This window comes from Lactobacillus sp. ESL0701, from assembly GCF_029433445.1.
In the GTDB taxonomy this organism is placed as follows: domain Bacteria; phylum Bacillota; class Bacilli; order Lactobacillales; family Lactobacillaceae; genus Lactobacillus.
On sequence record NZ_JAQTIC010000008.1, the window covers coordinates 1 to 23,076 of the forward strand.

Annotated in this window: 27 protein-coding genes; 8 read left to right on the forward strand and 19 right to left on the reverse strand. The window is 39.3% G+C overall.

Translation table 11 applies throughout. The annotated features are described in order from the left end of the window. The 3 genes from PT281_RS06710 to PT281_RS06720 all read left to right on the forward strand — a co-directional run. The coding region (locus PT281_RS06710) for a hypothetical protein (RefSeq protein ID WP_277153155.1) at positions 1–202 on the forward strand (202 nt) is incomplete at its 5' end. A gap of 96 nt (positions 203–298) precedes the next feature. After that, entirely contained in the window at positions 299–1,234 is a 936-nt protein-coding gene (locus tag PT281_RS06715; protein WP_277153156.1) for an NAD(P)/FAD-dependent oxidoreductase, read from the forward strand. A gap of 8 nt (positions 1,235–1,242) precedes the next feature. Further along, positions 1,243–1,893 carry a VTT domain-containing protein gene (locus PT281_RS06720; protein WP_277153158.1) on the forward strand — a complete coding sequence of 217 codons (651 nt, stop codon included), beginning with the start codon at positions 1,243–1,245 and terminating at the stop codon, positions 1,891–1,893. A 13-nt stretch (positions 1,894–1,906) separates the two neighbouring features. On the opposite strand, the gene PT281_RS06725 is transcribed toward PT281_RS06720, so the two are convergent. The 5 genes from PT281_RS06725 to PT281_RS06745 are packed head-to-tail and all read right to left on the reverse strand — an operon-like array spanning position 1,907 to position 5,603. Then, positions 1,907–2,515, reverse strand: a complete 609-nt coding sequence (locus PT281_RS06725; RefSeq protein ID WP_277153160.1) for a TIGR01906 family membrane protein — start codon at positions 2,513–2,515, stop codon at positions 1,907–1,909. Then, complete coding sequence (locus tag PT281_RS06730) at positions 2,512–3,285, reverse strand: TIGR01457 family HAD-type hydrolase (protein ID WP_277153161.1); 774 nt, start codon at positions 3,283–3,285, stop codon at positions 2,512–2,514. The genes PT281_RS06725 and PT281_RS06730 overlap by 4 nt, the downstream gene beginning before the upstream one ends. Beyond that, entirely contained in the window at positions 3,286–3,882 is a 597-nt protein-coding gene (locus tag PT281_RS06735; RefSeq protein WP_277153163.1) for a YutD family protein, read from the reverse strand. Positions 3,883–3,887: 5 nt separating this feature from the next. After that, entirely contained in the window at positions 3,888–5,258 is a 1,371-nt protein-coding gene (locus tag PT281_RS06740; RefSeq protein ID WP_277153165.1) for a bifunctional UDP-sugar hydrolase/5'-nucleotidase, read from the reverse strand. Between the two features lie 12 nt (positions 5,259–5,270). Then, positions 5,271–5,603 (reverse strand): hypothetical protein, encoded by a 333-nt coding sequence (locus PT281_RS06745; RefSeq protein ID WP_277153167.1) that lies wholly within the window; start codon positions 5,601–5,603, stop codon positions 5,271–5,273. An 87-nt stretch (positions 5,604–5,690) separates the two neighbouring features. Between PT281_RS06745 and PT281_RS06750 the strand changes: the two genes are divergently transcribed. Then, positions 5,691–7,061, forward strand: a complete 1,371-nt coding sequence (locus tag PT281_RS06750) for a glycerophosphodiester phosphodiesterase (protein WP_277153169.1) — start codon at positions 5,691–5,693, stop codon at positions 7,059–7,061. A gap of 48 nt (positions 7,062–7,109) precedes the next feature. On the opposite strand, the gene PT281_RS06755 is transcribed toward PT281_RS06750, so the two are convergent. Further along, positions 7,110–8,111 (reverse strand): substrate-binding domain-containing protein, encoded by a 1,002-nt coding sequence (locus PT281_RS06755; protein WP_277153171.1) that lies wholly within the window; start codon positions 8,109–8,111, stop codon positions 7,110–7,112. A 150-nt stretch (positions 8,112–8,261) separates the two neighbouring features. Here PT281_RS06755 and PT281_RS06760 point away from each other — a divergent pair, with 150 nt between their 5' ends. Next, positions 8,262–9,368: a Xaa-Pro peptidase family protein gene (locus tag PT281_RS06760; RefSeq protein ID WP_277153173.1), complete on the forward strand. Its 1,107-nt coding sequence runs from the start codon at positions 8,262–8,264 to the stop codon at positions 9,366–9,368. Positions 9,369–9,431: 63 nt separating this feature from the next. On the opposite strand, the gene PT281_RS06765 is transcribed toward PT281_RS06760, so the two are convergent. Next, complete coding sequence (locus tag PT281_RS06765) at positions 9,432–9,794, reverse strand: DUF1269 domain-containing family protein (RefSeq protein ID WP_277153175.1); 363 nt, start codon at positions 9,792–9,794, stop codon at positions 9,432–9,434. Between the two features lie 25 nt (positions 9,795–9,819). Then, positions 9,820–10,245, reverse strand: coding sequence for a DUF948 domain-containing protein (locus tag PT281_RS06770; protein ID WP_277153176.1), 426 nt, complete (start codon positions 10,243–10,245; stop codon positions 9,820–9,822). A 111-nt stretch (positions 10,246–10,356) separates the two neighbouring features. Here PT281_RS06770 and PT281_RS06775 point away from each other — a divergent pair, with 111 nt between their 5' ends. After that, positions 10,357–11,172 (forward strand): mechanosensitive ion channel family protein, encoded by an 816-nt coding sequence (locus PT281_RS06775; protein WP_277153178.1) that lies wholly within the window; start codon positions 10,357–10,359, stop codon positions 11,170–11,172. Between the two features lie 36 nt (positions 11,173–11,208). Here the strand turns inward: PT281_RS06775 and PT281_RS06780 are convergent, their stop codons facing one another. Together PT281_RS06780 and murI are read right to left on the reverse strand one after the other, a co-directional pair. Then, positions 11,209–11,829 carry an XTP/dITP diphosphatase gene (locus PT281_RS06780; RefSeq protein ID WP_277153180.1) on the reverse strand — a complete coding sequence of 207 codons (621 nt, stop codon included), beginning with the start codon at positions 11,827–11,829 and terminating at the stop codon, positions 11,209–11,211. Beyond that, entirely contained in the window at positions 11,829–12,629 is an 801-nt protein-coding gene (gene murI, locus PT281_RS06785; protein ID WP_277153182.1) for a glutamate racemase, read from the reverse strand. Before murI ends, PT281_RS06780 begins: the two co-directional genes overlap by 1 nt. An 80-nt stretch (positions 12,630–12,709) precedes the next feature. Between murI and PT281_RS06790 the strand changes: the two genes are divergently transcribed. Both PT281_RS06790 and mscL read left to right on the forward strand, forming a co-directional pair. Then, positions 12,710–13,117 carry a YslB family protein gene (locus tag PT281_RS06790; RefSeq protein WP_277153184.1) on the forward strand — a complete coding sequence of 136 codons (408 nt, stop codon included), beginning with the start codon at positions 12,710–12,712 and terminating at the stop codon, positions 13,115–13,117. A gap of 69 nt (positions 13,118–13,186) precedes the next feature. Then, positions 13,187–13,561: a large-conductance mechanosensitive channel protein MscL gene (mscL, locus tag PT281_RS06795; RefSeq protein ID WP_277153186.1), complete on the forward strand. Its 375-nt coding sequence runs from the start codon at positions 13,187–13,189 to the stop codon at positions 13,559–13,561. Between the two features lie 116 nt (positions 13,562–13,677). Here the strand turns inward: mscL and trxA are convergent, their stop codons facing one another. From trxA to PT281_RS06840, 9 genes are all read right to left on the reverse strand, one after another. After that, a complete protein-coding gene (gene trxA / locus PT281_RS06800) occupies positions 13,678–13,989 on the reverse strand; it encodes a thioredoxin (protein ID WP_277153188.1) in 312 nt (103 codons plus the stop codon). Between the two features lie 86 nt (positions 13,990–14,075). Continuing rightward, a complete protein-coding gene (locus PT281_RS06805; RefSeq protein WP_277153190.1) occupies positions 14,076–16,430 on the reverse strand; it encodes an endonuclease MutS2 in 2,355 nt (784 codons plus the stop codon). A 54-nt stretch (positions 16,431–16,484) separates the two neighbouring features. After that, positions 16,485–16,790 (reverse strand): DUF1292 domain-containing protein, encoded by a 306-nt coding sequence (locus PT281_RS06810; RefSeq protein WP_277134296.1) that lies wholly within the window; start codon positions 16,788–16,790, stop codon positions 16,485–16,487. 1 nt (position 16,791) lies between these two features. Then, a complete protein-coding gene (gene ruvX, locus PT281_RS06815) occupies positions 16,792–17,220 on the reverse strand; it encodes a Holliday junction resolvase RuvX (RefSeq protein ID WP_277153192.1) in 429 nt (142 codons plus the stop codon). After that, positions 17,220–17,477 (reverse strand): IreB family regulatory phosphoprotein, encoded by a 258-nt coding sequence (locus PT281_RS06820; protein WP_212781015.1) that lies wholly within the window; start codon positions 17,475–17,477, stop codon positions 17,220–17,222. Before PT281_RS06820 ends, ruvX begins: the two co-directional genes overlap by 1 nt. 52 nt (positions 17,478–17,529) lie before the next feature. Next, positions 17,530–20,169 (reverse strand): alanine--tRNA ligase, encoded by a 2,640-nt coding sequence (gene alaS, locus PT281_RS06825; protein WP_277153194.1) that lies wholly within the window; start codon positions 20,167–20,169, stop codon positions 17,530–17,532. Between the two features lie 274 nt (positions 20,170–20,443). Further along, positions 20,444–20,908, reverse strand: coding sequence for an isochorismatase family protein (locus PT281_RS06830; RefSeq protein WP_277153196.1), 465 nt, complete (start codon positions 20,906–20,908; stop codon positions 20,444–20,446). 366 nt (positions 20,909–21,274) lie between these two features. Beyond that, the gene (locus PT281_RS06835) at positions 21,275–21,865 is read right to left on the reverse strand and encodes a histidine phosphatase family protein (RefSeq protein ID WP_277153198.1); all 591 of its coding nucleotides are present in this window, start codon (positions 21,863–21,865) and stop codon (positions 21,275–21,277) included. Between the two features lie 96 nt (positions 21,866–21,961). Continuing rightward, positions 21,962–23,026: an LLM class flavin-dependent oxidoreductase gene (locus PT281_RS06840; RefSeq protein WP_277153200.1), complete on the reverse strand. Its 1,065-nt coding sequence runs from the start codon at positions 23,024–23,026 to the stop codon at positions 21,962–21,964. Positions 23,027–23,076: the final 50 nt, after the last annotated feature.

A 23,076-nucleotide genomic window follows, 5' to 3' on the forward strand; every position in this document is an offset into this window, starting at 1 on the left:
TCAAGAACTTTTTTCTGCCCCGCTCCTGAAGAAGTTTTCAACTCCCTCAGCAGCGTTTATTATCTTACTAAACCTTCCTGCTCTTGTCAAGCTCTTTTGCTTAGTTTCTTTCGCCGCCTTGCTCTCAAGCCTTTCGCTCTCTTGCCCGACGACAGTTATTAATATTACCAACTTGTCTCCTCTTTTGCAAGCTTTTTTTTAAAATTATTAAAATGACTTACTTTTAGTTTCATGTTAAAGTTGTTATATCAACGTTTAGAGGGGAGTTTTTAAAATAAAAAAATTTGACATAGCAATCGTGGGGGCAGGTCCAATTGGTCTCTTTAGCGCGAATTTTGCTCATTTGCATGGACTAAAAACGATAATTTTTGATTCACTAAAGGAGGCTGGCGGGCAACCTAAACTGCTTTATCCGTTTAAAAAAATTTTTGACATTCCTGTTTTTAATGCAATTACAGGTAAAGAATTAGTTGAACGCTTAGCAGAAGAAACCCAAGAAAAAGCAACTTTTATGTTGAACCACCGCGTTAGCGAAATTACTAAAGATGATGATTACTTCATTATTGACAACGAATTTGCCGTTAAAAGTATCATTGTTGCCAGCGGTACCGGTTCGTTTACGCCTAAAAAGTTTCCGCTTAAAGTTGACAACGAAAGTGAAAAACATATTCACTACTATATAAGAGAACCAGAAAAATTTGCTAACAAAGTTGTCGGCGTCTTTGGTGGTGGCGATTCCGCGCTTGATTGGGCACTTGAATTAGCCCAGCAGCCTAACACGCAAGTCAAGCTTGTTCACCGGCGAAATGAATTCCGCGGTTTAGAATCTAGTATTCAGCAGCTTAAAAATTTGAAAAATGTTGAGATTCTGACCCCTTACCTTCCTAAAACCAGTTCTTTAGTTGATAATCAGCTTACAATTGGTCTAAAAGAAATAGGGCAAACAGACATTATTGAGCGAACGTTTGATGAAATCGTCGTTGCCTATGGTTTTCGTGCCAACAATAATTTTGTTAAACAATGGGGCGTTGCTACTAGCGGCGGTCAAATCAAGGTCGGTCAAGAAATGAAAACTAACGTGCCCGGTATCTATGCTGTCGGCGACGCTGCAACATATTCTGGGCGTGTTCCCGTTATCGGACTTGGCTTTGGTGAAGCGCAAATTGCAATTACCTCAATTATGCGGTCACTTTTCCCTGAGAAAACTTTAACCATCCATTCAACCAGTATTTAGGAGGCTTTATGGCGTTAATCAACTTTATTTTACACATTGATCACCACCTAATCGCAATCGTCAACCAGTTTGGCGGTTGGACCTACCTTATCCTATTTGCCATTATTTTTATTGAAACCGGGCTGGTCATCTTTCCGTTTCTACCTGGTGACTCGCTTATTTTTGCTGCCAGCTCAATGGCTGTCAATCCTAAGTATCAACTTAACATTTGGCTAGTTTATTTAACAGTCTTACTAGCGGCGATCCTCGGTGATGCCTGTAATTATGAACTTGGTGCTCGCTCTGTTAATGCCGGTAGCAAGTACGCTTGGTTCAATAAGTTAATTAATCAGAAAAATCGCTTGGCAGCCGAAAAGTTTTTTGAACGACATGGTCCAATCACAATCGTAATTGGTCGCTTCATTCCATTTATTAGAACCTTTGTTCCTTTCATTTCCGGCGGCAGCAAAATGCATTATGGTAAATTTGCAGCATACAACATCTTCGGGGGCATTCTCTGGTGCGGCTTGTTTACCATCATTGGCTTTTTCTTTGGCAATATTCCGTTTGTTAAAGGCCACTTTTCAATTTTAATATTGGCAATTATCTTGATTTCTGTTATTCCAATTTTAATTGTCGCGTTAAAAAAGCGCATCACACGTAAAAAGGAGTTCCATTAAAGGAACTCCTTTTTTAGCGCTGTAATAATTTTGCAGCAAAATATAGCTCATAAATAATTCCGCCGACAGCAAAACATGCGGCAAAAAATCCTTCAGTCAGGACATTAATAACCGGATCAGTGGCCGGATCAAACAGCCAAGTATTGCTCCCAGCAAACAGCAAATGATGAAAGACCACAAAGAAACTATCGAAATTGGTTACCGCGAACGGCAAAATTGCAATTGGCAATAGTAAAAACAGCAACGCCCAAACTTTATTTAGCTTTAGCACGTTACCCTTTTGTCTTCTACTCCAAAGATAAATTACCAAGCAGCACAAAAAGGCCACAATTGCTAAAATGAAGAGTTTTTTTACCGCCGCAAAATGCTGAGCGGCCATTGGCGAGGTTGGCAAATCGCGCATGTGCAACACATGCTTAAAGGGCCAAATCAAATACCACATCAGCTGATTATAATTGTGCATTACCTGCCCAAGCGTCAAATTCACTGTCTTATTTGTCTTTTGGACAACAACAAAAACCAGCAGTAGCGGCCAACTGGCAACAATTGCACCAACCACGCTGCTCGTAATCGCAAAGATAAAATGATAAATAATCGTAAAAATATTATTTTGCTTTTTCATAATTCAAATTGATCCAAACTGGCAACCACGTATGTTGGCTGCCGCTTATCTTTAATATCGTCTAGATGCGTAATCCCAGTGGTCACTAACAACTGGTCAACTTGACTATTAAAGCCAGCCTTAATATCAGTATCGTAATTATCACCAACTAAAATTGCTTGCTCCTTAATGCAGTGCATTTTTGCTAGCGCCATATTCACAATAATTGGTGACGGTTTACCGATATACAATGGCTTTTGACCGCTAGAAACGGCAATCATGGCACACTGCGAGCCATTGCCTGGCAGTAATCCTTCATTGCTGGGCAAGTTAACATCCCCATTAGTCCCGATAAAAGTCGCGCCACTTCTGATCGCATCAGCAGCAACCTGAACTTTACGGTAAGTTAAATCACGGTCCATCCCCACAACTACATAGTCCGGGTGATACGGATCCAATTCAAAATCTGTTTGCTGCAAAAATTCATGCCACAGACCCATTTCACCAATCAAATAGAATTTAAGCGGTGAGAGTTGCGGGCTCTCCTTTTTAAGGTAGCTGACAGTCGCCATACAGGGCGTATAAACGTGATTAATGTCTGTCTTGATCCCGTGACCTGCCAATTTATCTACGACCATCTGCGGCGTTCTTGTCGTGTTATTGGTCAAGAACAAAAAGTCCTTGCCAGCTTTTTCTAGCCGGTGAACAAAATTTACGCCAGCAGCAATTGTTTCTTTACCGCGATAAATCGTACCGTCAAGATCAATCAAAAATAATCGATAATCCTTCACTTAATTGCTGCCCTTTCTTTTTTTAATGACAAAAGAATGATGATTGCTACGTTCTTTTTTAACCGCCACTGCTTCTTTTTTCTTAAAAGTAGTCTTATGCACGCGCCGGCGTTTAAACGCCATATTCTTTTTCGAATGAGCACTAACTCGGCGGTGACCCGACTGGCGATGATTGCCATTCCAAGTTTTTTGATTACTGGAATGATAATGATGAACGGGACTGATCAGCTGCAAAATAAAATAACCTGTCCCCGGATTGCAGTATTCGATTAAATAATCCGCAATCGTCTGCTCCTTACGGTCAATCGCCGTACGCATATTATCCTTATAAAAACCCTTTAGCCGCAAATGTTCACTGGAAACATCCCCGACCAAAAAGTCATATTGGTCAAGGTATGGATCATACTTCTGCCGCAAAACTTCTATATCCAAAGCCTCACGCTTATTAACGATTACCTGATACAGCTGCTGGTTAATCTTAACTTGATCGCCATCCTGACCAACAACAGCTAATGGGTGCCGTAACGGCTGGTCCTTAGTAAACTTATTATCACGCTGCGTCTTTTTTGGATTATCTGCTACAATCTTATCCGTCATTTATTTCACTTCCCGTCAATCGGATATTTTTCAGCTAAATAATTGCCCACCACTTCTCGCAAAAATTGCGGAAATAGGAACTTGTTATCCCCAACAATGGCTAATGTTGGGAAAAATGGTACTAAAACATAATGGTCGAGCACCGCGATTTCATATTCTTTAAGCGGATCAATTTGCTGACCATTAACATAAACAACACGGCTAATTGGGTCAAACTTAATTCCCTTATAGTACATTTGCCCAAAAATCTTCCCCCGAAAGCTCATCCCCTGCAACGGGAAGTGGTCAAGAAAGTGCCGGTTTTTTTCAATTTCCATGACTAGCCGCCACAAATCACTACCCTTTAGAGTTGAACGCACAACATGCATTGAATGGGGCAAGCTCTTTTGCAAGTCATATTTGGTTAAAATACCCTTTTTGAAGGGATCTAAAAACAAACCCGAACTAAGCATTGCTAGATCTGTCCCGGCAAAATCCGCAATGGCATCAAGCGATATTTGAATTGCGGCTTCACGGCTATTAGCAAATTTTTCTGGTAAATCTGCTACTTGTTCCTGCATCAAAATATCTTGCCCACGCTTGTGATAACCTTCAATTACTTCCTCGTCGTTTGGCTTTGCCTTCATTAAGCTTGTTGCTTCAACATGAGGCACGATTTTTTGAACATGATGCTGATCGTCAAGTTCCATGTGAATATTGCCAACATAATTGCCCCATTTACCTGTCTGCGTCAGCCAAACACCGTTGACTTTTTCACCATGCTTTAATAAATCATGACTATGACCACCAATAATTAGGTCAATCTGCGGATAATTCTCCGCTAAAAAACGATCCATGTTTAGACCAACATGAGTTAACAAGATTAAGACATCATACTTGCCCGCAATTGTTGGCAAAACCTCGTCCATTGTTTCTTTCAGCATCTTGACGTGCCAATGATTGGGTTCATAAGATAACGGATAAGCCGCCGTCAAGCCAATCAGAGCAATTCTTGTCCCCTTCTTGGTGGTCAAGATCTGACTTTGCTCGCACCAGTGCGGCATGGACTCATCTTCTTCACGTAAATTAGCCAAAATCACCGGGAATTTTGCCCGGTCAAACAGCCGCTCAACAACCGCGTGAGAATTAGAAATTCCCTCATTATTGCCGATCGTAATGGCATCGTAATTAAACAAGTTCATCAAATCAATATTAGCCTGCCCATACGTCGCATCCGTTAACGGCTGCGAGCGATCCATAAAATCACCGGCATCAAAGGTCAAGACTTGATCGACCGATTGATCCTGCTGGGCGTTTTTTAAATAACGACCAATTTTAGGAAAATGTTCAAAATGTGAGTGTAAATCATTGGTATGTAAAATGCGAAGTGTTTCCATTATGCTGCTCTTCTATCCAATCTGGTTGGATTTCAAAATCATCTGATAGGCATCCAAAACCTTGCCCTTTGGTTTTTCCCATTCAACCCAACTTGGATTTTTCCAATCGTCTTCGTTAGTCAGAGTTTCTAGATGATAATTTTTATTAATATAGTCTTCGTAAGTAATTAGTGCTTTAGTTCTGGGAATGTTTAATTGCAAAATCCGGACATTTTTAATCATGCCATGATCGACAGCTAATTCGGCAATGCCATTTTGATCAATATTTGAAATCTCAAAATACTTACTGCCATCATTTCTAGTAATTTCTTCAATTAAATCTAATTCTTCGTTTTGTTGCTCCATTAACCCTACCTACATGAAATAAAAACTTTTGCTATATAGCAAAAAATGTGCAACCATGCTATTGTATTAAGCGATAGAGGTGTACACATGAAACGTTCTAGCCAGCTACTTTTGGCTCTTTTTTTTAGCTTAATCTTTGTCACGACCAGCGGTTTTACCGTTGTCGGTCACCGAGGCGACCCGAGCAAATACCCTGAAGAAACTATTCAGAGTGACGACTCGGCCTTCAACTCTGGTGCCGATTACGTTGAACTCGACCTGCACCTGTCTTCCGACGGCGTTCTGGTTGTCTCACATGATGATGATTTATTTCGAGTTACTCATACACATGCAATTGTATCACAAAATACTTGGCAAACACTTAGTCAATTAACATATGATAATGGCGAACATGTGCTCAGTTTGGACCAGCTCTTTAGTCATTATCAAAAACGTCCAAGCGCAAAATTCATTTTGGAAACCAAGGTTGATCACTCAATTGACCCGTCTTACCAGTTAGAAGACGAAATTGCGCAGACAATTAAAAAATATCACATGGAAAGTCGGGTCATGATCCATTCATTTTCGGCAGCCAGCCTGTTTCACTTGCGGGCGTTAATGCCTAATGCCTACTTAATCTTGCTTGTCGGCAGCTTGAAGCGCATTAACTTTAGTAATCTGCCGCAAGTTAACGCGGTCAATGTTTCATCTGACGTTATTCAAGACCATCCATGGCTCATTCACTGGCTGCATATCCTTGATAAGCAGGTCTATGTTTGGGCGGAAATGGACGAATCACCAGAATTATGGCACTGGCTGATTAACAAAAATGTTGACGGTGTCGTCACCAATTACCCCGCCACTGGTTTTAAATATAAGTTAGCCAAAGAAGGCACCAGCAAGTACGATATTCATCGCAGCGGCATTTATTTTGGCAAAAGCAAAACGCCAATTATGATGAACCCCTATGTTCGCATCAAGCAGCATAAATATATTTATCCTGGGCAACGGCTCAACGTCATGTATGGCGTGCGCGCTCACAATCAACTTTACTATCAAGTTGCCAATCAGACGTTTATCTCAGCTGAATTTGTCAATCTTGACCTAACTGAACGTGATATTGCACCATACCAAGACAAGCAAATTATTGCTAAACCACAAAAACAGGTGCCAATCTATCGTTTTCCTGATAACCAATCCAAGACTAAACAAAACCTGCCAGCTAATACGCTTTTTAAAATTGCTAACTTTAATGGCAGTCCCAAGAGTATGTGGCTTTACACCAAGTTAGGCTGGGTTAAGGCACAAGATATTCTCTTTTATGGCTTTTTTGATAAAGAAAGCTGGCAGAGCTACCGGCAATTACCGCGGATTAGCCGCTACAATAATCTGGCCCTGACGGCTTATCTGCCGCACACGGCACCGGCAACTAAAACCACGCCAGAATTAATTAAGGCTACAATACAAATAATTAAATAGCATACAAAAAAACGATTCACTACCACGTGAATCGTTTTTTCTTTAAACTTATTGGTTGCTCGTACTTTGCTTCTTAAGTAATTCGTATGGTAACTCAATTTGCGTATCTACTACTTCTTCATTGTTCATCAACTTAGTTAACATTCTCATGGCAACAGCCCCCATATCATACAATGGCTGGCGAATTGCGGTTAAGGCTGGGCGAACAACTGAAGCGATTTGGGTTGCACTTGCAGTAATAATTTCTAAGTCATCAGGCACTTTTTGACCAGCATCAATTGCTGAATTCAAAATGCCAACGGCTGTAATGTCGCGGGTAACAACTACACCATCAACACCATCCTGACGCAAGCGTGAATACAAGTTGTAACCATCAGAATGGTCCTTAATATTCGTGTAGATTTTACCCTCGCCCAAGTTATGCTCTGCCATAAATTCCTTGTAAGCTGGAATACGGCAATCAGCGTTTACGACGGCATCAGCATCCCCAACAACTAAGGCTAAGTTACGCCGACCATCATTGTAGAGTAAATTCAAAGCTTCAATATCAGCCTTGTGATAATCAATTGTAACTGATGGAAATTCCTTGTGATTATCCTTAGTTCCAGCCAAAACTACTGGCGTATCAGTCCGCTTAAAGGCTTCAACTGCTTCTTTTGGCAGGCAGTTTGACATATAAATCACACCATCAACCTGCTTATTTAACAAGCCTTGAATTGCTTGGTCTTCACGCATTAAACGATTTTCAATACTGGTAATAATAATATTGTATTTATATAGCAGAGCAATATCATCAATACCCTTTGATAATTCCGCAAAATAAAGGTTGGTCAAATCTGGCACAATCAAACCAACAGTGGTTGTCCTTTTAGAAGCCAAACCTTGAGCAACGGCATTTGGTTGGTAGTGCAGGCGATTAATTACCTCCATTACCCGTTCGCGTGTGTCCTTACGCACATTTGTATTGCCATTAACCACTCGTGAAACTGTGGCCATTGAAACCTTAGCCTCCCGAGCAACATCATAAATCGTAATATCCTGTTTACGCATCCTTCAATTCCTCCATTTAAAAATCCTTAAGATAGAATTTACCACGAATCGCAATATATTGCAAACGTTTACAACTATTCTTTCATTTTTTCATACTTAGAACATGATATACTTTTCATGATTAAGATTTAATTTGAAAGGAACATAAAGATGAATTTAACCAAATTACAAGAATGGCTGCAAAGTTCTGGTAATGATGTAGCTTACATTTCTAATCCAATTACTATTGCTTACTTTACCGGCTATGAGATGGAACCACACGAGCGAATTTTTGCTCTATTAGCCTTTAAAGACAAGGATCCGTTCGTTTTTGTCCCTGCACTAAATGTTGAAGAAGCTAAAAATTCTGCTTGGAATGGTGATGTTTATGGTTACCTCGATTCAGAAAATCCGTGGGCAATTATTGCTGACAAAATTAAAAGTAGAACTAACGAATATCACAAGTGGGCTTTGGAAAAAAATAATTTATCCGTTGCCCATTATCAATTAATTCATGAACAATTTTCAGATGCCGATTTTAGCGGGGACGTTTCTAACTTCATCGCTAAAATCCGTCTGTACAAGACACCTGACGAAATCAAACAACTGCAAGCAGCTGGTCGTGAAGCTGATTTTGCCTTTGAAATTGGTTTTGATGCTATCAGAACTGGCGTGACTGAACGTTATATTGCTGGTCAAATTGACTATCAATTAAAATTGCAAAAGGGCGTCATGCATGAAAGTTTTGAAACCATCGTGCAGGCTGGTGTTAATGCTGCTAATCCTCACCTTGGTCCATCAATGACTAAAATTAAGCCAAACGAATTAGTCTTATTCGACCTAGGAACCATGCACAACGGCTATGCTTCTGATTCAAGTCGAACTGTTGCCTACGGTGAACCTAGCGCTAAAGAAAGAGAAATTTACGAAATTGATCGTGAAGCTCAACAAGCTGCAATTGACGCCGTTCGTCCCGGAATGACTGCTTCAGAGCTCGATAGTGTTGCCCGTGATATTATTACTAAGGCTGGTTATGGCGAATACTTTATCCATCGACTTGGCCACGGAATTGGTAAGGACGTACACGAATATCCATCAATCGTTCAAGGCAACGATTTAATCATTGAAGAAGGCATGTGCTTCTCAATTGAGCCAGGAATCTACATTCCTGGGGTTGCTGGTGTCCGGATTGAAGACTGCGGTGTGGTTACTAAAAACGGCTTTGAGCCATTTACCCATACTGGTAAAGAATTGAAAGTTTTGCCACTTAAAGATTAATTATTAAACAAAAATGCACCAAACAGAAAAAATTCTGTTTGGTGCATTTTTTATTGCTCTTATTTATTCTTGTGGATAAGTTGGGGTGGCAACATCAGTGTCGTTTTCAGCATGATGCAAATCATCAACTGTCTTTTCCGCGTTATCATTTTCAGCAACATCATCATTAGAATCATCAATGACAATATCATCGAAATCTTTTAATTCAGAATCATCTTCAACATCCTTAGGGAATGATGCCAATTGGTTCTTGACAACTTCGGTACCATTGTCATACTTCTTCTTCAAATCTTGAACAGTATCGTTATTCTTAACCTTAGTCTTGATATCATCAATTTGATCATCGCTAACAAATAGTGAGCCAGCAACAAATCCTACTGCACACCCAACAGCTGTACCAAATAAAAAACTTGCAAATTTTTTCATAAAAGTAACTCCTTTATCCTTTACTTTAATCTTCACCTTTACGACGCTTACGCCGTGCAAACATCGATGTCAACACAGAAGAAACAGCTCCATTACGCTTAAAATGTGTATTACTGAACCGTTTAGCCATTTTTCGCGAAGAAGCGTTAACGTCCGAGACACTTTCACCTAAATCTGCAGCTGCTTGCACAACTGGATCCAAGGTCTTCATCTTGACATTAACATCAGCCAACAGTACGTTGGTCTTATCAAGCAAATCATTTGTTTGGTCAAGTAGACCATTAACATCTTTAGCAACCTGCTCGATTGACTCATTCGCAATCTGAATTGTCTTATCTGCTTCTTTAGTAGCCTTTGCAGCACGAACTAGCACCGGAATAGCGAAAAGTACTAAAATTAGTAATGCAACAGCAGCAATTAATCCTGCTAGTGCACCATAGGAAATTTCCATCTTCTACCTCCAATTTTACTTCTATAAAAAGTCTAGCATGTAAACACTTTAATCTCAACCTATATGTGATATTTTGTTATAGTTAATGTATATATATGAAAGGCAAGCACCATGAATAACTTACTTAAAATATATCCAAAATTTTTAAAATTAAATTGGGATAACATTGGCGAACATTTACTCACGATTATCTGGCAACTAGTCTTATCAACAGCTGTTTTTTATATAATTGATTACTGCGGAAAAAGAATCATTAATCATTACTTAACACACAGAAAAAGACCACAAAACAAGCGAACAAGGACTGTAACCGCCTTAATCAATAGTATTTTTAGCTACACCGTAATTTTCTTTTACTTATTTGGGGTTTTATCCATTTTAGGAATTCCAATTGGTACACTTCTAGCAAGTGCCGGAATTTTCTCTCTAGCTTTAGGGATGGGGGCACAAGGCTTTGTCAGTGATCTAGTCAACGGCTTTTTTATTTTGAGTGAAGATCAATTTGACGTTGGCGATATTGTACAGATTAATAATCAAACTGGTACCGTTGTCCAATTAGGTCTACGAACGACTCGCCTCAAAGGCAGCGATGGCTCAATCATTTATATTCCTAACCGCAACATTTCAATTGTGCAAAATCTCGCTCATGGCGGCATTGGCTTAGATATTAAATTGCAATTAAACGCGCAAAATGATTTCACCAAGGTGCGCGAATTAATTAAGCAGGCTAACAGTCAGATAGTCTTGGCCAAAAAAACTTTGGTGCAAGGACCCAAGATTATCGGCATAACTAATCAAACCGCTAAAACTGTTGACTATATTATTCACTTTCAAGTAAAGCCAGGCAAAGAAAAAGATGTGCAAGACATTTACTTAACAGCTTACCTCAAGATTTTACAAGACAACAATATCACTTTAGCAGGATAGAAAAAGGTTAACTCAAATACGAGTTAACCTTTTTTATTAGTTAATTTGTGCTAGCCATTCTGACCAAGCTGCAAGTAATTTTTCAATTGCCCGCCCGCGATGAGACAGGCTATTCTTTTCATCCAAAGTCATTTGGGCAAAAGTTTTACCCTTTTCTGGCACGTAAAATAACGGATCATAACCAAAGCCATCTTCCCCGCGGGGTACTGCTAAAATCTGCCCAGCACATTGACCACTAACAACTAAATCCTGATCAAATTTCCCGGGTATTGAAGCAACAATGGTTGTATTAAATTTCGCCGTTCGTTTTTCTGGCGGTACACCACCAAGTTCTGCCAACAACTTAGCATTATTGTGGGCATCATCATGAGCAATACCAGCATAACGCGCTGAATGCACGCCAGGAGCGCCATTAAGAGCATCAACCATCAAGCCGGAATCATCCGCAATCGTCATCATCCCACTAAATTCAGCCAGCTCGTGCGCCTTGAGTTTGGCATTTTGTTCAAAGGTTGTTCCGTATTCATTCACAATCGGCGGATTTTTTAAGTCAGCGTTAGTTTTAATCTCTGCTTCAATTCCCGCCTGGGCAAAAGCTTCCTTTAATTCCTTAACTTTGCCCTGGTTAGTTGTCGCAAACAAAATTTCTTTTACCATTATTCTTCCTCACTAATGTGGCGCGCATTAAATTCTGGATCGCCTAAAAAATTGCGTCCTAGTTCATTAACCATCGCCGCATCACCAGTAGTGTAATATTCATGTCTAATTGGTGCACCTGGAGCACTAAACAGATTATCACGTTGCATTACATTATAAGTATATTGTGCAACCTGATCGGCAGGATCGATAATCTGAACCCGTTTATCTAGTACCTGTCTAAATTCATCACGAATAATTGGATAATGGGTACAACCCAGAATTAACGTGTCAAACTCCTGCTCTTGAATCGGCGCTAGAGTTTCTTTCACTGCTTGAAGACAGGTATCATAATCTGCATCTCGTTCAATTAGCGGCACCAATTTAGGAGCCGCTAATTCTGTCACCTTAACTTTAGAATCACGAAACTTAATTTCTTGTTGGTAAGCATGTGAAGCAGCCGTCACTTGCGTGCCGACAACAGCCACATGCTTATTCTTAGTAGTTTTCGCTGCTGCCAAACTTCCAGATTGAATAACCCCAATAATTGGCTGGTCAACTTCTTGTTGAATAGTAGCCATTGCAGCCGCTGTTGCCGTATTGCATGCAAAAATAATCAGCTTAACATTTTTGCTTAATAAAAACTTAACACTTTGCCGAGTCAGTTTGATGATTTCTTCACGTGACTTATCGCCATAAGGAATATGCGCATTATCACCAATAAAAACCGTCGATTCGCGCGGCATCTTTTGCATTACCTTTTTAACAACAGTCAGCCCGCCAACACCGGAATCTAACAAACCAATTGGTCGATTATCCATAATTAAAATTCTCCCTAAAAGTTTTCTACTTCTATCAATTTTACGGTAAAATAGAAAAGAATAAAAGGGATGAATACTGTATGCAAATGAACAATCAACAAAACGAACATGTCTATTTTGTCAACCAGCTGTACCGTGATTTTTTATTACCACAAATTTTAGGTGACGATAACGAAGCCATTCTTTATTGGGTCGGTAAGCGAATTGCGCGCAAGTATGACTTAACTTCATACGATGATGTTAATGACTTTTTTGCAGTTACCGAATTTGGTACGTTAACTAAACTCAAAGAAAAACGCGCGACGATTTTATTTGAATTAACAGGTCAAAACGTGGTCGATAGATTAAACAGCGGCAGTCATGAATTTTCGCTTGAAGCAGGCATTATTGCGGAAGCAATTCAAAAAGAAACTGGTCGGACAACTGAATGCGAATTAACAATTGATGACAAAAAGAAAAAAGTTACATTAACTGCTTGCCTTGACTAATTTTTAAAGCAATTAATTTGTTTTTTCCTATACTTGAACTATGATTAAAGTAAAATAGGAGGGAACAAAATGCTTCAAGAATTCAAAGAATTTATTAAACGCGGGAATGTAATGGATTTGGCCGTCGGTGTAATTATCGGTGGTGCCTTTACCAATATCGTTAATTCACTGGTTAAAAACCTAATTAACCCCCTAATCGGTCTGTTTATTGGGCGAATTGATTTATCTAACCTAGTAGTCAAAGTTGGTGGCGCCACTTTTAAATATGGTGCATTTATTAACACAATTATCAACTTTCTAATTATTGCTTTTGTTGTCTTTTTATTAGTTAAAGCAATCAATAAAATAGTTAAAAAGCCTGACAACAAACCGAAACAACCAACAGCAGAAGATTATCTCAAGCAAATTCGTGATTTACTAAAAGAAAACAGCAATAACGATTAATTTAAAAAATGCCAGTTTGCATCAAGATACCGGCATTTTTTTGCCTAAAATTAATCCACACAAAAAGGACTAGTTATAGCTAAAAAGCGCAACTAGTCCTTTTGAGTTTAACCTGATTAGTCAGTATATTGACTTAAGATTTGGTCAAGCTTTGGCTTGGGTGTATAACCAGTTAGACGGTCGACAATTTTGCCGTCTTTTTTAATAATCATTGTTGGAATCGCCATAATTCCTAAGGCACTTGGCGTTTCTTTATTTTGATCAACGTCCATCTTAGTGAACTTAACGTCTTGACGTTCTTCAGCCAATTGGTCAACAACTGGCGATTGCATCTTACATGGACCACACCAAGTTGCCCAAAAGTCTACCAACACAACACCATCTTTAGTTTCTTCTTCAAAATTTTCATCTGTTAATTCATCAACCATGAAAATACCTCCTGCATAACTGCATAAACCTACGTTATCTCTTAATGAGTTTAGTATAGCAAGCTAACTTACTTTTTACAAGTAGTTTACTTCAAATGAACAATTGTTGCCCCATTTCCGCCTTCATTTGCCGGAGCATAATTATAACTAGCGACATGACTGCTGGAAGCCAGATATTGCCAAACACCTTTGCGAATTGCACCAGTACCAATACCATGAATGATTGTCACAACATCTAGACCTGCTAATAAAACAGAATCAATATAACGATCCAAATTGGTCATAGCTTCATCATAACGTTGCCCGCGCAAGTCCAGTTCACTGCGGGCATTACTGCGGCGATTAGCACTAGTTGCCCGCACCATTTTTTGTGGTTTAGCTTTCACTTCACCAGCAATTTTTTCAACATCACGATCGCTAACTTTGACTTTAATAATTCCCATCTGGACTTCATATTGATGATCACTTAAGCGCTTAGTAACATTACCAACTTGCCCATAAGACAAGACTTTAACACGATCGCCAACAGCAACGTGATGCCGTTTTTTTTCACGCTGCAAGACCTTATTATGCGCCAAGTTTTCTTCCTGTTTAGCCAATTGATTGAATTCGCCTTTGGCGGCAATTACTTCATTTTGTTTAACGTTGCCGTGTTGCTTTTCTAATTTAGCAATGATTTGATCTGCTTTTTTGCGCTTTTTGGCAACAACTTCATTTGCGCGTTCTTGGGCAAATTCAAGTTGCTTTTGCACACGTTGATTGTACCAATCTAATGCCTGCTGCAGTTTTTCCGCTAACTTTTCACTGCGATCAAGACTGCTCTCTAAATGATTACGTGCATCAGTTGCCGCCTTAGTTTGTTTATCTAAACGAATAATCATCGTGTTAATGTCTGAATTTTCATCCGACATTAATTCTTGTGCATTCTTAACAACATCTTCACGCATTCCCAAACGCCGCGCAATTGCAAAGGCATTACTATGACCTGGAATGCCAATTTGCAGCCGATATGTTGGCGACAATGTCTTAATATCAAATTCCATTGACGCATTGGTTGTCCGCTTTCGATTATAGCCATAGAGCTTCAGCTCTGGATAGTGCGTTGTTACCATGATTTTAGCTTTTTTCTTACGCAAAAAGTCCAAAATACTGATTGCCAGACTGGCACCTTCTTCTGGATCAGTTCCCGCGCCAATTTCATCAATTAGCACAAGAGTCTGGTCGTCAACCTTCTTCATAATTTGAATAATATCGTTAATGTGCGATGAAAAAGTACTCAGCGATTGCTCAATTGACTGTTCATCACCAATGTCAGCACAAATATCTTTGAAGACGCTGACTTGACTACCCTCAGCTGCTGGAATAAATAGTCCAGCTTGAGCCATTAATTGTAATAAACCGGCTGTCTTTAACGTAATTGTCTTACCACCAGTGTTGGGACCGGTGATTAATACCGTATCAAATTCGCCGCCCAAACGAATATCATTAGGCACAACCTTTTCTGGAGCAATCAACGGATGCCGCGCTTGCAGTAAATTTAATTCTTGATGTTGATTTAATTTTGGTTCAGTTGCTTTCATCAGCCGTGCTAAATGTGCCTTAGCCTGCAAAAAGTCCAGTTCAGTTAAAGCTGAGGCAATTGCATCAAGCCGTGTCACTTCTTCACGTGCCAAATCTGATAATTGCCGTAAAATTCGGTGAATTTCTTGCCGCTCTTGGGCGAGCAAATTTTGTTGGCGATTATTCAAATTAAGAACCGCGCCTGGTTCCACGAACAAGGTCTGCCCACTTGCACTTTGATCGTGAACTACACCACCAAATTTTGCCCGATATTCTTGCTTAACCGGAATAACGTACCGGTCGTCACGAATGGTCACAATTTGTTCTGACAAATATTTACTGCTGCCACCCTTGGTGTAAGCATCCATTCGCAATTTGATTTCTTCATCGTTACTTTTTAGATCATGACGTAACCGCGCCAAATTACTTGAGGCTGTATCCAGAATTTCACCATCAAAATCAAGTGCACGCTTCAACTCATTCAGTAACATTTCGGGAACTTCCAACTTAGAGGCCAATTCTCCAATTGCCTCTAAGTTTAATTGCTCGCTATCAACATCTGCTAAAAAACTATTAACCTCATTAGCCAACACTAAGACAAGCAATAAGTTACCCAGCTCCTTAGCATTTAAGTTTGCCTTGATTCGCAAACGCTTAGTGCTGGGGCGTACATCTTCAAAGTCCGTCAACGGCAGTTGACCCTTAACACGTAGCAAATTAACTAGCGCCAACGTCTGCTCCAAAGATAATTTAACTTGAGCAAAATTACCACTTGGCTTTAAAGTTGCCGCCCGCTTTTTAGCTGGTGCCGTAATCGCTTGGTCTGCCAAATTTTGTGTAATTTTGGCAAATTCTAACGTTTTTAATATTTTGTTATTCATTGATTATTTTTTCTCTATTAATAAAAAAAGACTGGCTAAGCCAGTCTTTCTTTTTTATTCACCACTTAAACGGTCATCATCCAAGAAAGTGTTGAGCACCCCTTGAACCATGTTCCATTCATCGTCTGATTCAATTTCGTGCAAATCGCTGCTGGTTACATCGCCTGCATCATCAGCATCATAACTAAATGCCTGAACTTCAACTTCTTCATCGTCACCTACTGCAGCTGGATAAAGCAAGATATAGGACTTATCATAGTCATCTGAATGAAATGTAAATAAAACTTCGTATAATTCTTCATTACCCTTGTCGTCAACCAGGGTAATTTGCCGGTCATCACCGTGAACTTCTTGTGTCATATTAATCCTTTCGGTGTAAGTCTAAATAATTTTGTAAAATCAAGACAGCAGCCATTTGGTCAATTACTTCTTTACGTTGGTGGCGATCATGCATGCCAGCTTCTTCCACTAAGACCCGACGTGATTCAATCGTTGTCAGGCGCTCATCGGAATAATAAACAGGCAGCCCGAACTTATCAGCTAATCTTTTTCCATAAGACTTGCTGCGGGCAACTGAATTACCTGATGAGCCATCCATATTTTTGGGCAAGCCTAAAACAAAACCATCCGCGTCATATTGCCGGACAATCTTTTTAAGCGGCCGCATCCCAAAACTAAACTTAGCTTCATCAATTGGAATTGTTTCTACCTTTTGCGCAGTAATTCCTAATTCGTCACTAACCGCAACACCAACTGTCTTGGACCCGACATCTAAACCAATTAATCGCATTACTTGTCTTTTCCAAGATAACTTTTGACAAGTTCTTCAATTATTTCATCACGCTCATGCTTCAAAATCAGATTACGAGCATCATTGTGCCGTGGAATGTATGCTGGATCGCCAGACAATAAGTAACCGACAATCTGATTGATTGGATTATAGCCTTTTTCCTCAAGAGCATCATAAACATCTTGGAGAGTATCATAAACATTCTTGCCTTTATTTTGATTAAAATCAAAATGCATTGTTTTATCTAGCGAACTCATTTTCATTCCTCCTGACATAATTTTACTTGAAAAACCGTTCAAACTCAATCAATTAATTTTTAGCAATTATTTCAACAACAGTCTTAATCGCTTCATCAAGACCTTCTGGCTTCTTACCACCAGCTTGAGCCATATTTGGACGACCACCGCCGCCACCGCCAAAGATTGGCGCAGCCTGCTTGATTAAATCACCAGCCTTCAGACCCTTAGCCAAGGCTTTTTCACCTAAGCTAATAATCATGTTGGCCTTGCCATCATTAGCTGCTGCTAAGACCAAAACGTCAGACTTGTTGCCGTTCTTCCATGTATCAGCAAGTTCACGCAAGTCGTTCATCCCGTTAACGTCAGTCTTCTTAGCAATAACAGTCAAATCACCAGCTTGTTCAACGGCGTTAAAGATTTCACCGGCCTTAGCTTGATTAATCTTCAAGTTCAGATCTTCAACTTGCTTTTGGCTATCGTGCAGTTCTTTTTCAAGACTATCAACTTTATCAATAATATCTTCTGGCTTAGTTGACTTAACTTCTGCTTGAATTTCATCAAGTAATTCTGACCGATCAGCAAGGTAAGCATAAGCCTTCTTAGACATAACAGCTTCAATTCTTCTAACGCCGGCACCGACAGCTGATTCAGAAGTAATCTTGAAAATTCCGATTTGGTTAGTGTTATCACAGTGGGTACCACCACAGAATTCACTAGAGAAGTCACCCATTTGCACAACGCGGACCTTGTCGCCGTATTTACCGTCAAATAAGGCTAAACCACCCATCTTCTTACCAGTTTCTTCATCAGTAACTGTTGTCTTAACGTCTAAGGCTTCCCAAATCTTTTGGTTAACCAATTCTTCAACTGACTTAAGTTCCTTATCAGTTAACGGTTCAATGGCTGTAAAGTCAAAACGCAAATAATCAGGTTCAACTAAACTACCAGCTTGATGAGTATGGTCGCCCAAAATACTGCGCAATGCCGCATGAAGCAAGTGAGTTGCTGAGTGTGAGTGACGTAAGCCTTCACGACGGTCGCGGTCAATCTTCAAGACATATTCTTGACCCTTTACAAGTGGCAAGATTACTTGAACAAAGTGCATGTTTTGGTCATTCGGCGCATGTTGGACATCGGTTACTTCGGCAACCAATTCGCCTTCTTGATCGTAAATTCTACCGTGATCGGCAACTTGACCACCACGTTCTGCGTAAAATGGTGTCTTATCAAAAATCAAAGTAGCAGTTTCGTTATCAGTTTGATCAACTAATTCGTCATTCACAATAATGTCGATTAATTTAGCGTGCTTTTCTTCATAAACACCGTATTCAAACTCAGACTTGTCCTTAATATTCATTAAAGTAACATCTTGAGCACCCATTGATTGCAAGTCGCCACGAGCATTGCGGGCCCGGTCTTTTTGAGCTTGCATTTCAGTGTCAAAGCCTTCTTTATCAACATTCAAGCCCGCATCTTGAGCAGATTCAAACGTTAATTCATAAGGGAAACCGTAAGTATCAAATAATTTGAAAGCATCCTTACCAGAAATTGTCTTATCATCTGAATTTTTAGCCTTAGCAATTAAGTCATCAAGCAAGGTCAAGCCAGATTCAAGTGTTACTTGGAATCTTTCTTCTTCATTCTTAATTACCTTAGCAATGAAGTCCTTTTGGTCAGTCACTTCTGGATAGTGGCTTTGCATGATTTCACCAACAACAGGCACTAACTTGTAAAGAAAAGCTCCCTTAATCCCCAAGCGTTGACCATTCAGGTCGGCACGCCGGATTAGGCGTCGTAAAACATAGCCGCGGCCGGTGTTTGATGGCAAAGCGCCATCAGCAATGGCAAAACTAACCGTCCGAACGTGATCAGCAATAATCTTGAATGCTGGCGTATTTTCGTCATCAATCTCGTACTTCTTACCTGGTGTCATCGTTTCGGTTTCATGGATAATTGGCAAGAATAAGTCTGTTTCAAAGTTAGTTGGTGCATCCTGCAAGATTGACAGAACCCGTTCTAGTCCCATCCCCGTATCAATATTCTTATGCGGTTGGTCAACGTACTTACCATTAGCCAAGTGGTTATATTGTGAGAACACAATGTTCCAGATTTCAAGGTAACGTGCATTTTCACCACCCGGGAAGTTCTCGGGGTCATCTTCTGCGACATCATTATTCTCTTGACCACGGTCATAAAAGATTTCGGAGTCAGGACCACATGGACCTTCACCAATATCCCAGAAGTTTTCTTCTAACTTCACAATATGGTCTTTAGGCATACCAGTCTTTTCCCAAATTTCTTGAGCCTCAGTATCCTTTGGGTAAACCGTGCAGTACAATTTATCCTTATCTAAGTCGAGCCATTCAGAACTAGTTAAAAATTCCCAAGCCCACGGAATTGCTTCCTTCTTAAAGTAATCCCCAACTGAGAAGTTACCCAGCATTTCAAAGAAAGTCTGGTGACGAGCGGTTTTACCCACGTTTTCAATATCGTTAGTTCTAATTGACTTCTGTGAACTAGTGATCCGGTGGTTCTTGGGCACAACTGAACCATCAAAGTACTTCTTCATTGTGGCAACTCCAGAGTTAATCCACAATAATGTTGGATCATCTTGCGGAATCAGTGATTGACTCTGCAAAACCATGTGACCATGCTCTTTAAAGAAGTCTAAGAACATTTGTCTAAATTCAGAACTTGTTAGTTTCTTCATTAATATTCTCCTTTTTAATAAAATAAAAAACACTGTTAACAAATCTGAGGACGCTACTAAACGCGGTACCACCTCAATTGCAACAGTGTTTGTTACCTCTTAATTATTATTATTTAACGCTCAAGGAGCATTTTTTAAGCAGTCATGAACCCTTCTCAGCACTCGGTTTTCTCTTTGAATGACTAACTTAAAAAACATATCTTCAGTTAAAAATAATTGTACTACTTGAACAATCTTTGTCAATCTTTAATGCAACCAAAACTATTATCAACAACTAATCTGAAATTATTTGACATCTCATCTTTTGCCATTTTTGTATTGTTCGCTCAAATTTTTTTGCTTTTTTGGCACCTATACAATTCAACTTGACTGAAACAGAGTAGCCATTTTTTATACTTGCTATTATTGATGCATTTACACAATAATTACCATCAACGCCCACAAATTCTAAGTTATAGGCATTCTTATCTTCCAAAAAAGTTTGCAAATTCTTATTTGTCAAGCAAGAGCTATGCCTCTTCTCAAAAATTAAAGATGAAACTACGTCTAAATTTTCGGCTAATTTTTTAACATGATAGCTACTTTCCCACAAAAAGCGATTAACAATATAAATTACATGATCAGCAGGATATAGGGCAATTCTTTTATTAATTTCAGAAATCAATTTAGGATCAGCAAATTTCTTTTCTTTACCTATATAATCGGTTTGCATATCTATTACAATAAGATAATTTTGCATTCTATTACCATAACTTAGTTATATAAATTCAAAATAATGATTCTACTTACTTTGTTCAATATAATCAATTTAATCCAGATTAAACTGATTATAAGAAAAAAGGACCTCTGCAATTTTACAGAATCCCTTACCTTTCAAACAACAAGCAAAATTTCAAAAGCGATCACGGCTATCTTGTACAACACCAGCAAATGGCGCTACCTTAACCATCTAGTATGGTCCTGCATTCAAAAGCAGTCACTATTCTCAAAACTTCCTGATTTTTGTTTGATTGCTTAAATTATAGCAAAACATCTTTAAGTGAAAAAGCCTTTTCACAAAGTTTGCAATAATTTTGGACAAAATATTTAGTTTTAAAAAATGAAACTATATTTTATGTGGATCAATCATTTTTACAAAAGTAAACTTGTTAGCATCTATATCGTAAGTAAAATGCAATACGCAACAATTTGGTAAGTCTTTAATTTTAGTTAATTCTGTAAACGGCAGCCACTTAGCCATGAACATTAAGATTGCTGCACCATGACTAACAACCAATACTTGTTGATTATCCGGCTGCGCCATAATTTTGCCGATTGTCTGATTCACCCGGTCCATAACCTGTTTGGTTGACTCGCCGCCATAAGGAACAAAGAAATCGGCTTCTGCCGGATCTGTAAAAGTAAACTTCGGTAATAAATACTCTGCTTGTGCTTCAAACAAGCCAAAATCCCATTCCTTTAATCCCTTTAATCTTTTATACGGCAATTTGGTTACTAGTTCCAAAGTGTCACTGGCGCGCTCTTGAGTGGAAGTATAGGCATGGTCAAAGCTTAATCCTTGTTTTTCAAAATACTCTCCCATTTTAATCGCGTCCTGAATACCAGACTTAGTTAATGGCGAATCGACTGCACCCTGAACTAATTTTCGCTGATTAAAAATCGTTTCGCCATGCCGCATTAAATACAAATCTTTCATTTTAATTCTTCCTTATTAAAATCAATAGCTGTTTTAGTTATATATTTTAACAATCCCAAAATAGCCATACAAGACTTATCTTGCATGGCTATCATTTTAATTAAATTTATAAACACCAGAGTTAAGCAAATCCTTAACCATTGGTACTACCTTTTGTCCATATAAATGTAAAATATTTTCCCGCATTGCGGCAGTCTGACCACCCGCACCATAGATGAAATCAAAACGCTTAACGCCAACTTGGGTCATTTCATCCGCAATCTTGTGGGCAACATGTTCCGGCGTGCCAATATAATAAGAACCATTTTTCACCTCATAATCAAAGTGCTCCTTGGTCATTGGCGGCCAGCCCCGATCCTTACCAATACGATCCATTGAACGACGCAGATATTTCCAGCCAATCTCGTATGCTTCTTCATCAGTTTCTGCAATTACCCCATGTGAATGCATCCCCAGTGGGTATTGCGGATTGTGATATTGTTCAGCTGCCGCATTATATAGCTCAACATATGGGCGAAATCTTGCCGGATCACCACCAATAATTGCCATAATAACTGGAAAACCATAACGGGCTGCACGAATAACAGAACTTGGCGTACCGCCAACACCGATATAGGTATCTAGCTTATGCCCGGTAATCTGCGGGTAAACTTCCACATTATCAAGATTTTGCGTGTATGCACTTTCCCAAGTTACTGGTTTGCCTTCGCGTAATTCATTGAACAGAGCAACTTTTTCTTCAAATAATTCGTTATAATCATTCAAATCATAGCCAAACAGCGGGAACGATTCCGTAAAAGAGCCACGACCAAGCATTATTTGTGCACGACCATTAGAAATATTATCCAAGGTTGCAAAGCGCTCATACACTCGTACCGGATCATCCGAACTTAAAACTGTTACTCCAGTACTCAACTTAATTCTCTTAGTGACACTAGCAATCGCTGCCAGCATCACTTCCGGACTAGAAATCGCATATTCTGGTCGGTGATGCTCACCTAAAGCAATTACGTCAATGCCTAAGTCATCTGCTAGTTTAGCTTCTTTAATAATTTGCTTAAGAGCCTTGTCATAAGTCACCGGCTGATTAGTTGCTGGATCATCTGGCACATCGCCAAACGAATCCAAGCCAAAAATTAATTCGTCATTTATTCGTACCATCTTCTACCTATTCTTTCCTTTTACTTACTTTTAGTAAGTATTGATATGAT